The 12310-nt window shown below is 46.0% G+C and carries 8 protein-coding genes; 4 read left to right on the top strand and 4 right to left on the bottom strand.

Going from position 1 to position 12310, the window contains the following annotated elements; genetic code table 11:
- Positions 1 to 29: 29 nt before the first annotated feature.
- From NDA03_RS09665 to grxC, 3 genes are all read right to left on the bottom strand, one after another.
- Positions 30 to 812, bottom strand: coding sequence for a 1-acyl-sn-glycerol-3-phosphate acyltransferase (locus NDA03_RS09665; RefSeq protein WP_348237912.1), 783 nt, complete (start codon positions 810 to 812; stop codon positions 30 to 32).
- Between the two features lie 151 nt (positions 813 to 963).
- Positions 964 to 1473: a tRNA adenosine(34) deaminase TadA gene (gene tadA, locus NDA03_RS09660; RefSeq protein WP_348237911.1), complete on the bottom strand. Its 510-nt coding sequence runs from the start codon at positions 1471 to 1473 to the stop codon at positions 964 to 966.
- A 53-nt stretch (positions 1474 to 1526) separates the two neighbouring features.
- Positions 1527 to 1847 carry a glutaredoxin 3 gene (gene grxC / locus NDA03_RS09655; protein ID WP_348237910.1) on the bottom strand — a complete coding sequence of 107 codons (321 nt, stop codon included), beginning with the start codon at positions 1845 to 1847 and terminating at the stop codon, positions 1527 to 1529.
- A 974-nt stretch (positions 1848 to 2821) separates the two neighbouring features.
- Here grxC and NDA03_RS09650 point away from each other — a divergent pair.
- Positions 2822 to 5665: a diguanylate cyclase gene (locus tag NDA03_RS09650; RefSeq protein ID WP_348237909.1), complete on the top strand. Its 2844-nt coding sequence runs from the start codon at positions 2822 to 2824 to the stop codon at positions 5663 to 5665.
- Positions 5666 to 5735: 70 nt separating this feature from the next.
- Here NDA03_RS09650 and NDA03_RS09645 read toward each other — a convergent pair whose 3' ends face one another.
- Entirely contained in the window at positions 5736 to 8507 is a 2772-nt protein-coding gene (locus NDA03_RS09645) for an EAL domain-containing protein (RefSeq protein WP_348237908.1), read from the bottom strand.
- Between the two features lie 207 nt (positions 8508 to 8714).
- Between NDA03_RS09645 and NDA03_RS09640 the strand changes: the two genes are divergently transcribed.
- Genes NDA03_RS09640 through NDA03_RS09630 form a run of 3 tightly spaced genes read left to right on the top strand, consistent with a single transcriptional unit; the run spans position 8715 to position 12059 of the window.
- Entirely contained in the window at positions 8715 to 10037 is a 1323-nt protein-coding gene (locus tag NDA03_RS09640; RefSeq protein WP_190525755.1) for an FAD-binding oxidoreductase, read from the top strand.
- 59 nt (positions 10038 to 10096) lie between these two features.
- A complete protein-coding gene (locus NDA03_RS09635; RefSeq protein WP_190525753.1) occupies positions 10097 to 11458 on the top strand; it encodes a heterodisulfide reductase-related iron-sulfur binding cluster in 1362 nt (453 codons plus the stop codon).
- A gap of 31 nt (positions 11459 to 11489) precedes the next feature.
- Positions 11490 to 12059 carry a Uma2 family endonuclease gene (locus tag NDA03_RS09630; protein WP_348237907.1) on the top strand — a complete coding sequence of 190 codons (570 nt, stop codon included), beginning with the start codon at positions 11490 to 11492 and terminating at the stop codon, positions 12057 to 12059.
- Positions 12060 to 12310: the final 251 nt, after the last annotated feature.

Below are 12310 nucleotides of genomic sequence, written 5' to 3'. Positions count from 1 at the left end.
GCGAATGAATGAGAATTTCTATAGAAAGGTTAAAACGATGACTGAGCGCCCGATACTTCATTTAAAGGGGGAGCAGTAGAGAGCGTATCCGCCTCTTCTACTTCGCATCCATCTATCTGTTTAAGCGCCGCTTCTAAATCGGCGGTTAGTTTTTTCGCACTTTGTTTTGGCGTATTGCTGCAATAATTCGCGACTGAGATCGGCTCACCAATGTTAACTTTTATACCACAGCCCCAATGCGGCACTGGGCTGCCGTAACGGACGCTAATCGGCACAATTTTGACATCCAATTCTGGTTGGCTAGATTCCACTTGCAAGGCAATTCGAGCTAAACCCGTCTTGAGGGGGTGAACTTGCGTATCCTGGTAGATGCCGCCTTCCGGGAAGATGACCAGCACTTCTCCCTGCCGGAGAACTTCGACGCCATGACGAAAAGTGCCAACTCCCGGATTTCGGGTATCTACTGGGAACCCTCCCATGCGGCTGATAAACCAGCCTTGCCACCCTTTCATTTCATCTGCTGACACCATAAACCGCAGGTCACGACCCGTCACAGGTTGTCCAGCCGCATGAGGCACGACAAACGCATCCCAGCGAGAGCGATGGGTAGGAGCTAGGATTACCGGCCCGGTAGCAGGGATATTTTCTTGTCCGGTGACTTCGGCTTTACCAAAGTAAAAGGGAATGACAAGATATTTTGTCACCTTATAGCCTAAGGAAGCTAGCCAAGGTAAAACACGGGAAGTAACAGGAACTACCTTGACAGATTTCGGCGTCTCTATCGTTTGTTCAGAGGGGTCGAACTGAGTCATCACGAATAAAACTTCTCACAGCATTCATAATTCCAGCTTATGTATGATTACGGCATCTGTCTTGTAGTAGAAGGACAGTTCTCATGCTGTCATTAGCAGAGTAAAAGTAAACATAAATAAGAGCAATTTTTTTGTTTTGCCTTTTGCCTTTTTACTTTTGACTTTTTAAGCGCCGCTGGGCAAACCAAGATTGCAGATGTTGGCGGCAGGCAGACTCTAAGATACCACTTATGACCGGCAAGCGGTGGTTAGAGCAAGCGCTATCTGGAATATTGGCAACGGTACGAATCGCGCCAGTTTTTGGATCGTCCACACTGTAAACGAGAAGTCGCAGACGTGCTAGCGCGATCGCACCAGCGCACATGGGGCAAGGTTCTAAGGTGACGTAGAGCGTGCATTCGTTAAGGTGCCAGTTCTGCATTGCTTGCCCAGCAGCTCTAAGAGCTAAAATTTCGGCGTGGGCAGTCGGGTCTTTGTCACGTTCTTTGCGATTTTCACCCTCTGCAATCAAGTTACCATCTGCACTCACAATTACTGCTCCCACTGGCACTTCCCCAGCATCACCCGCCTTCTCGGCAAGTTCCAGCGCTCGAATCATCCATTGTCGGTGAACTAGGTAAGCAGAGTCCTCAATTTCCGGTGGCGGAATTGCAATAGCCATGCGCTTGTGCCCGTACCGACTATACAAACGAAATTCACCTGTATTGGCTGATTCTAGCCTTGAACGGCGGGTTGAGCCAGTAAGGGGTCTAATTGTCCGCCTGTATTTAGTTGATAGAGGTCATCGCTCCCACCAATGTGCTTCTCATTGATGAATATCTGCGGCACGCTTCGACGCCCGTTGGCACGTTCAGCCATCTTCGCTCTGGCTGCCTCATCACCATCAATTTTATACTCAGTAAAGTTGACGCCCTTCCACCAGAGCAACATCTTGGCTCTGATGCAAAAGGGGCAAGTTTGCCAAGTATAGATTTCAACGTTGGCTTTGTTACGTTCTGGATGACGCCCTAGGATTGGATTAAGAAAGTCAAACATCTTAGGATTTTTAAATTTTCTAGATTTGGATATGTGTTTAGCTGTTGGCATTCAGCAATGCGCCTTCGTTTAATTTACCAAGCCCAGGGCTGAGTACCTCTGTTTAAACTAGATCGTTTTTTCAAACAAGACAACAACTACAATATATTAATAAGTTTAGTAAAATAAAAAATTAATTTTATTAATTATAAGTTTTTATGGTTTACTTCGTGAAAGGTTATAGGCGTTTAGCATTACGAGTATTTTGTTCCAATAAATACAAATTTTTTTGAAAATTATGCTAAGGCGAAAAAATAAGGTCAAAAGGGAGATTTGATAAAATTTTTGATTGTTGAGGATAAAAGCCAGCGAATACTTTTCGACCTGTTTCAAGAAAGAAATATCTAAACTTAATTAAAGCAGTCCTCAAGGATTCGAGAAAGGCGAGATTTCTGAGTTTGAAGGAGAAGCTGGGGATTTGAACTGCTAGCATCTCACAACTCAAATAGGATTGTTCTAGATCGGTTGACTTTTTGTGCTGGCTGCTGGAATTAATTCTCTAACAGACATGAGCCAAAGGGGTTCGTAGGCACGAACATAGCTAGCTTTTCAGTGATAGAGCGAAGATTTTTGACTAACTAGCGTTGGCAATGCGACGGATCGGGTTAACCTTTGAGGAAATACCATTCTGTTTTAAGGCACCCTTGGCAGCAGATTTCAGATTTTTTTTATAAGTTAATTGCTGTCTTGTCCGGGTTTGGCAGGAAAGTTGATAAAGAATGTTAATGCCTTCAGCCCTTTATTTGGTGAGAATTTTTAGCTAGCTGGTTTTTTTATTACAAAATACAATTGTTTCATTGCTTAAAAAGCTATCTGTAAAGCCATAGTCGTTTACTCAGATGCGATTCAATCGCCACATCTATGCTTACTGCCTACCACATTACCCAGCAAACGGTTCCGCTTCGTTCAATTAAAATTTAAAATAATTAATAAGAATGGTTAATTCTATTAAAGAAACTAATGATGTGTTCTCTATGCTCCACCCTTACGCTTTACCGCTCCATCAAGCAATTGATCGCAACCCTCTGACGGTAACTCCTAACACGCTAGCCACAGAAGCGATCGCATTGATGAGTCGGGCGCGGGCTAGCTGTGTCATCGTAGTAAATGAGCAGATAACAGCGGAAAAACCAACACAACTAGCGAAACAAACCCCCATCGGGATTTTTACAGAACGGGATTTGGTTCGAGTCACGGCTCTAGGTAGAGACATTAAAGGTGTAGCGATCGCTGCACTAATGAACCAGCCGCTGATTACCCTGAACGAATCCCAAGTACAAGATATTCAAACCATCAGCCGACTATTTTACCACCATCAGATTCGCCATCTGTTGATTGTAGAGGATGAATCCGGTCAACTGGTCGGAATCATGACGCCAACCAGTCTGATGCCAGTCGTTAGCGATCGCCATAACCCAAAACCGGAAAACTTGTTCGGCTATTCAAACTTAGAATTGTCTAAGCGGGAAACTCGTGACCGATTGCTGGCATCAGACTGCACCGACATGATTTCCACTCATACTCCGGAAGGTGTTTACCTCTACGTTTCACCTGTATGCAGTATTTTACTGGGATATAAGCCGGATGAACTTCTGGGACGCTCGGTGCTTGAATTTTGCCACCCGCAAGATTTAGTCCTGATAGAGGAATTTGCTCAGAATGATCCGGTTGCTTTAAGAGAACATCCAACTCAACTAAATTTTCAAGAAATCAACACAATTAGCTACCGAATTCGTCATCGGCAAGGTTATTACATTTGGTTTAAAACTACGCTCCGAACTATCCGCCATCCGGATACGGGAGCAGTGCAAGAAATCATCGCTGTTTCGTGCGATATTAGCCAACGCCAGCAAGCAGAAGCTGAATTAAGAGAAAGTCAAGAAAAATATAAAATCCTTTTTCAATGCTTCCCAATTGGCATTTCTATCACCGATAATAACGGCAATATTGTTGAAGCCAACCAAGCTTCAGAAAAAATTCTAAAGTTATCTATTGAAAACCATAAAAATAGAAGGTGCGACAGCAAAGAATGGCGAATCGTTCGACCGGATGGTAGCTCGATGCCACCGGAAGAATTTGCTAGCGTTCGGGCGTTAAAAGAAAATAAGGTGATTGAAAATCGAGAAATCGGAATTGTGAATGACCAGGATGAAATTACCTGGCTTAACGTCACTGCGATTCCCATTCCTCTCAAAGATTATGGCGTTGCGATCGCTTACATTGAGATTACAGAGCGTAAAACCGCCGAGGAAAAAGTTGAGAAATCGCTTTCTCTGCTGCGCGCTACGCTTGAATCAACTGCTGACGGCATCGTTGCAGTGAGCCTAGAAGGAGATATTGTCAGCTACAATCAGAAGTTTCTTCAGATGTGGGAGGTTCCCGAAGACCTAATCGGCTCGCCTCGCGCTAACGAACAAATCGTCTTTCTTAAAGACCAGTTGAAAGAGCCAGAAGCTTTTCTAAAGCTGGTTTGGGAACTTTCCAGGCAACCAGAAGCTAAGGCATACGACATTCTGGAATTAAAAAACGGGAAAATCTTTGAGCGCTACTCCACACCGTACCGACTCGGCGAACAAATCATTGGCAGGGTTTGGAGTTTTCTTGACATTACAGAACGGACGCGAACTGAGGAGGCATTACGCTCTTCTATTGAGCGAGAGCGCTTGCTGGGAAGAATACAAGGGCGCATCCGCCAATCGTTGCATTTAAACGAAATCCTTAACACAGCGGTTGCAGAGGTGCGAAACTTTCTGCCAGCCGAACGAGTTGCTCTTTATCGGCTCGATGCTCGCGGTGCTTGCTTTGTCGTCGAATCTGTTGCACCCGGTTGTGAATCGATTCTGGATGTCTCGCTGTATGACCCCTGCTTTGAGGCGGAATATATCCAAAAATTTCAAACCACCGGGTATGTGTCAGCGGTGGATGATATTTACCAAGCGGATCTGCCTGCGAGTTACGTGAAGTTACTCGCAGGGGCAGGAATTCGGGCAAATTTGATGGTGCCAATCTTGATTCGGGAACAGGGAGGCAACCGAGAAGCGAATAATGAATCGAATAGCAACAATCCCGCCCCACTCCGTCCCTCTTTATCCAATCCAGCCGCCAAAATTCATTTGTGGGGGATACTCTGCGTCCATCAATGCTCTGGATCTCGTCACTGGGAGCCTTATGAAATTAAGTTGTTGCAACAATTGTCCGTCGGGTTAGCGATCGCAATTCAGCAGTCTTCCCTCTTTAAACAGCTGGAGGAAGCCAACCGGGAGTTGCAGTGTATCGCTTCTCTGGATGGCTTAACTCAGGTGGCAAATCGGCGCAGGTTTGACGAATATCTTGCCCAAGAGTGGCGGCGGCTGGGACGAGAACAAGCGCCAATATCGCTAATTTTCTGCGATATCGACTGTTTTAAAATTTACAACGATACCTACGGTCATCAAGCTGGAGATAGCTGTTTGCGACAGGTTGCTGGTGCGATTCGGTTGATGCTAAAGCGCTCAACCGATTTAGTTGCCCGTTATGGAGGCGAGGAGTTTGCCTTAATTTTGCCCAACACTCCCTCTGCGGGTGCCAATTACATCGCCGAGTCGATCCGTTCAATGGTCAAAAGCTTAGAGATTGTCCACGTCCACTCTCCAGTTAGCCCCTACGTCACGCTGAGTCTGGGTGTCGCCAGCATAGTTCCCAGTTTAACGTCTTCACCGGCAGCGCTGATTGCAGCAGCCGATGACGCACTATATCAAGCGAAAAGAGAGGGACGCGATCGCGTCAAGGGATACTGCTAGACGCAGCTCTTCGCGTTAGAGTACACCAGAATCATTGAGAGCATCGCCCCGTCCTACAAACTGAGAATCTCTAACTTTGATTTTTTAACCTTTTAGATTTAAGGATCTCTGTTGCCGCTTCCGCCGGAACCGGGGGACTAAACAGATAACCCTGCAAACCATCACACTGAACTGAGTACAAAAAATCCAATTGTTCTACTGTTTCAACACCCTCAGCAATCACTTTTAAATTGAGTCCGTGACCCAGTGCCATGACTGCCTTAATAATCGCAGCATCATGAGTATTCTTCATGAGATCGCGAATAAATGAGCGGTCGATTTTTAGCGTATTGAGCGGAAAGTGTTTTAGATAACTTAGTGAGGAATAACCCGTCCCAAAATCATCCATTGAAATGTGAATTCCCAGTTCCTGCAACTTCTGCAACACAGAAATTGTCCATTCCACATCTTGCATTGCAATGCTCTCAGTAATTTCGAGTTCCAGATAACGAGGTTCCAACTCAGTTTCAGCTAGAATTTGCTCAACAACTTTTACTAAAGTGGGTTGCTGAACTTGACGACCTGAAAGATTCACGGCAATCCGGATTGGCGGCACTCCAACTGATTGCCAAAGACGATTTTGCCTGCAAGCTGTCCGCAAAACCCATTCTCCAATCGGAGAGATCAAACCCGTTTCTTCTGCCAGAGGAATAAATTGATAAGGAGGAATTAAGCCTAGTTCGGGAGATTGCCAGCGAATCAGCGCTTCCATGCCCACGATTTGACCTGTTTTTAAGTCTACCTGCGGCTGGTAGTGCAACAGAAATTCCTCACGTTCTAAGGCTTTGTAAAGTCGGTTTTCTAATTTCAGCCGTTCCAGTGCTTTTGCCCCTAGGGCTGGTGTATATAGCTGATAATTATTGCGCCCTTGTTGCTTGGCTCTGTACATCGCAGCATCGGCGTTTTTTAACAGCGTTTCTGCGTCTTCCCCATCATAAGGAGCTAAAGCAATCCCCAAACTCGCTTTGATGTGTAAAGAGGTATCGTGATAAGTCTCTACATCTTCAAAATGAAAAGGAACGTTTAGGGCACCCAGAATTCTTGTCGCAATCTTGGTAACATCGTCCAAACAAGTGATTGGGGAGAGCATAATGGTGAATTCATCCCCACCCCAACGGGCAACAATGTCGGTTTCTCGCAGGCAATCTGTGAGGCGTCGAGCCGCACATTGCAGCAGTAGATCGCCTACGGCATGACCGAGCGTGTCGTTAATCGTTTTGAAGCCATCCAGGTCGAGAAACACCACTGCCATCATATCGCCGCAATTCAGATGAGTGCTTGCCAGCGCTAGAGAGAGCCGGTCATTGAATAACAGCCGGTTGGGCAAACCCGTTAAGAGGTCATGAGACGCCTGATGTCGGATTGTATCCTCTACTCGCCTTTGCATTACTGCCATGTAGAGGTGGATTCCCACCGATTGAGCCAGCTTGAGTTCTTCTTGTGTCCACTCTTTAGCCTGTCCTTGGGTGATTTCTCGCCATGCTTCAAATGACTGGCGGGGGCGGACATTCCGTTCGTCGGGATTCTGACGACCTGCCCATAGGGTTTCTGTATTCATCTCATGCCGGAAGATGGTAAGACACCCCACGCATTGCTGATGATAACTGAGAGGCACGATCAGAATAGAGTGAATGGGCGTTGGCTCAAAAGCAGGGACTGCATATTTTAGTTGTGGTTCTTGATATAAATCGGGGATGGTGTAGAGAAAATTTTGACTTTTAAAATTTGATATTTCCCTAGCTACGGAGTAGCTGTGACGCGAAGACTCAAGGGAATGATTTTGAGGATTAAATTCCGACTGCAAAAACCAAGAGTTAGAAGCGTGATTGATGAGATTCTGATGACTGAAATCTTGATTGTTATCTTTGGATTTGTTTTCAGAAGGACTGTCTGGGATACCGACGCTGTTCGGTTTCCCGGAGATAATTTGTTGCCAAAAAGGAGTTTCTTCAATCCAAGCTTGGAGTGGCTGCTCGCCAGTCGTATAAAGTTGAGCAGGCTGACCTGTTGTATCTGCTGTAATGTACAATCTGCCAGCAGCACCGTGTAAGGCGCTAACGGTTTCTTCTAAAACGGTCTGCCGAATTTCTGAAATTTTTAGCGGAGAGTGGAGTAGACTACTGATTTGGTTAATTGTTGATTCATGCTGAGCTTGTTCGCGTGCGGTTTGAAGAAGATTGGACTGCGCGATCGCAATCGACACCTGATCCACGAGCAGTTGAACAATTTGTAATTCTTGTTCGCTGAATTTGCGCCGGGATGCGTGGTGACACACCAACAACCCCCACAAGCTGTTTTGATGTAGGATTGGCACGGCGAGAGAAGCACTCACCCCCATCGTCGTCAGATATTCGACGTGGCAAGGATCGACTGGGGAATAGCGGATGTCTCTAGTTACTAAATTTTTGCCGGTTGATAGGCAATCTAACTGTTCTTGAGTTTTCTGCCTAGAAATGACATCGACAATGACTCGCTGGCGGACTTTGACAAACAACTCACGAGCATTGGGCGGAATGTCCTCGGCTGGAAACCGCAGCCCCATCATAGAGGGTAAACAATCGCCATTTATAGATTCGGCAATTACTTCTCCACTGGCATCTGGGTGAAATCGGTAAATTTTGACCCGATCCATGTCTAAAAATGAGCGAATTTCCCGCGCTGTTGTCGCCAAAATCTCTTGTAGCTCTAAAGATTGGCGAATTCGGGTTGTAATTCGATTTAGCAAGCTTTCCCTATCGTAAGATCGGGTTGTCCCTGCCCTTCTTGCTTGCTGTAATGCCGGTATATTCTTTCGTCGAACCATTCAATTAAACCTGTCTAAAGAGAGAAATAGACCCCACAAATACCAGTATGAAGTGCTGCATCTATCTTGAGATATAAAGAAATAAATTTATAACTAAATAATTAAATGATGTTACGTCGAGAACTGAGTGTTACTTGCGTACCGTGCTTATGTTTTGCTAGTGTTCATGTCCACCTGAGTGCGATCGCACAGATGTTTTTTTAAGCAATGAATAGCGTAGCCCAAAAACTTGAAAGTCTCCTCCCCAGCTCTGGTATTGTGCCGTGGGAACAGATAGAAGCCACTCGAAAAGCACAAATCTCTCAAGCAATTGCACCAGGAACGACCCTTGATTGCATTGTTTCTCCCCGCACCGAGGAAGAACTCGCTCAGGTTATGGCTTATGCCTACCAGCATCGGTGGGGCATCTTACCCTGTGGCAGCGCTAGCAAACTAGGTTGGGGCGGATTAGTCGATGGGGTCAATTTGGTTGTCAGTACCGAACGTCTGAATCGCTTAATCGCTCATGCGGTTGGCGATTTAACCGTTACGGTCGAAGCAGGCATGAAATTTGCCGAACTGCAAAAGATTCTAGCGCAACAAGGTCAATTTTTCGCCCTCGATCCAGCCTATCCAAAAGACGCCACGGTTGGTGGTATTGTTGCGACTGCGGGGGGCGGTTCTTTGCGACAACGCTATGGTGGGGTGAGGGATATGCTACTGGGTCTTTCTTTCGTCCGCAGCGATGGTCAGATTGCCAAAGCTGGGGGTCGGGTGGTAAAAAATGTTGCCGGTTACGACATGATGAAGCTATTTACCGGCTCTTTTGGAACGTTAGGGATTATCAGTCAAGTGACGTTTCGGGTTTATCCCCTGCCTGAGGCATCTGCAACCGTAGTGCTGACTGGCACAGCCGAAAAAATTGCCGCAGCCACCAAAACGTTGCTCGCTTCAGCCTTAACGCCCACGGCTGTTGACCTGCTATCCACTCAAATTGTGGCTAGTTTAGGGTTAGGGGAGGGCATTGGTGCGATCGCTCGCTTTCAAAGTGTATCGCCGAGCGTGAAGGAACAGTGCGCTCGATGGTTGGAAGTGGGGCAACATCTCGGTTTACAGGGTGTCTTGTATTCAGATGCCGATGAGGCTGAGTTATGGCAGAAGTTACAAGAACAAATGTGGGCATCCCACACAGAGGCAGCGATCGCTTGCAAAATAGGAGTATTACCAGCTGCCGCCGCGACCATTTTGGCTCATCTGCAAATCTACGTCCCATCGGTGATGTGTCTGATCCATGCTGGAAGTGGGTTGGGACTATTGCGGTGCAATAGTGACGTTGTTGAAACAACAGCGATCGCGTTTTTACAACAGATGCGATCGCTCTGTGAATCTCACGGCGGGTTTCTGACAATTCTAGAAGCGCCGATCTCTTTGAAGCAGCAACTAGATGTCTGGGGTTATACCGGCAACGCTCTGGATTTAATGCAGAAAATCAAAACGCAATTTGATCCAGAAAATATTTTAAGTCCAAGTCGGTTTATCGGTGGAATGTGAACAAAGCGCTTTCATCGCAGAAAACACCGTCTAAAAAGTAGGGAAGATTAAACTCATCCATGCAAACATCAGAAAATTCTTTAACAAATTTAGATGACTCAAACCCGATTAATATTAACGGATTTGATAACGATCATCCCCCCAATCCCAAGTTAATTGATAGCTGCGTTCACTGCGGTTTTTGTCTATCTACTTGTCCCAGCTATCGGGTGATTGGCAAAGAGATGGATTCTCCTAGAGGCAGAATTTATCTCATGGATGCTATCAATAAAGGTGAGATTTCTCTAAATACTGCAACAGTACAGCATTTTGACTCTTGTTTAGGATGTCTTGCCTGTGTCACAACCTGTCCTTCTGGCGTGCAGTATGACAAGTTAATTACTGCCATGCGTCCCCAAATTGAACGCAATTATTCGCGCAGTTTGCCAGACAAGTTGTATCGAAAACTAATTTTTTCCCTATTTCCTTATCCTAATCGGTTGCGGGTTTTGCTAGCGCCTCTGATGGTCTATCAGAAATTAGGCTTGCAGAAATTAGTTCGTTCGACTGGATTACTCCAACGCCTTTCTCCCCGCTTAGCAGCGATGGAATCAAATCTGCAAGAAATTACTCCCAGAACCTTTGTAGATACCCTACCAGAGGTGATTTCGGCTGAGGGTGAGAAACGCTATCGAGTGGGCGTTATTTTGGGCTGCGTGCAACGTCTATTCTTCTCAAAGGTCAATGAAGCAACGGTACGGGTATTAACTGCCAATGGCTGTGAAGTCGTGATTCCAAAGGCTCAGGGGTGTTGTGCTGCATTGCCACATCACCAAGGACAGGAAGAACAAGCAAAAGCGATCGCGCGCCAAATGATTGATAGTTTTGAAGGTACAAACGTTGATGCCATCATCATCAATGCTGCTGGTTGCGGTCATACTTTAAAAGAATACGGACACCTGCTACAAGATGACCCCGATTATCAAGAGAAAGCCGTAAAATTTGCCGCTAAAGTAAAAGACGCTCAAGAGTTTCTATACGAAGCCGGAATAACGGCGAAACTTTCCCCACTTTCCGATCAACCATTGACTTTGGTTTATCAAGATGCCTGTCATTTATTGCACGGGCAAAAAATTAGCGTCCAACCGCGCCAATTATTGCGCCAAATTCCAGGCGTTCAACTTCGAGAACCGATGGATGCAGCGTTATGTTGTGGCAGTGCTGGGGTTTACAATATGCTGCAACCTGAAGTTGCTGGAGAATTGGGTAAGCAAAAAGTTGAAAATCTTCTGAATACGGGTGCTGAATTAATTGCTTCGGCAAATCCCGGTTGTACGATCCAAATTAGCAAGCATTTAGAACTTCAAGAGAAGACAATTCCGATCATGCATCCGGTAGAGTTGTTGGATTTGTCAATTCGAGGAGTGAAACTGCACGAGTAGGGTAATAGTAGCGGCATTTATGCGAGCGCTTATGGTACATACACCTCCTAAAACCTTGACTCTAGAGGAGTTTCTGAAGCTGCCAGAAACTAAGCCAGCCAGCGAATACAGCAAGGGTCAAAGCATCCAAAAGCCAATGCCGCAAGGGAAGCACAGCAAGTTACAGGGAAAGCTAGTCACTGTTATTAATGAGGTGGTCGAGGCTAAGCGAATTGCCCTAGCTTTTCCGGAATTGCGGTGTACCTTCGGCGGACGGTCAATCGTGCCAGATGTGGCGGTGTTTGCTTGGGATAGAATCCCTCTTGATGAAAATGGGGATATTGCCAATGTATTTCAGGCTGCTCCAGATTGGACAATTGAAGTTCTCTCTCCAGAACAAAGTCAAACCAAAGTAACCGGAAATATCCTGCACTGCCTCAAACACGGTAGCAAATTAGGCTGGCTACTCGATCCAGACGAACGCTCCGTGCTGGTTTATCCTCCCGGACAGCAACCGGAATTGTTGCAGGAAGCATTCGACGTGCTACCTGTTCCAGACTTGTTAACAGAACTGCGGCTAACGGTAGGGGATGTGTTTGGATGGTTAAGACTGGGAGGATGAACAGGAAAGACGAAGATTGAGCAACGATAACGGTTTGCAGTTGAGTCCAATACAGACCCAACCTCCAGCCCCTTCCCTATAGAGTGAAGGAGAGCCATCTTCAAGGCTCCTTCGGGCTTCTAAGAGGAGTTTGGGGAGCCAACCCCTGTAATTAATAAATTTAAAGCTACTGGCTCAGAATCTGGTTAGGGAAAAGTTGAGTTAAAAATCTCTCTACCTTGGATGTCGGTTTTAGGACGCATTTACCGACA

Origin of the sequence: Trichocoleus sp. Lan (assembly GCF_039961855.1) — a bacterium.
Taxonomy (GTDB): Bacteria; Cyanobacteriota; Cyanobacteriia; order Cyanobacteriales; family FACHB-T130; genus FACHB-T130.
Note: the sequence above shows the minus strand (reverse complement) of the source record. Positions and strands in the feature narration are given on the sequence as shown.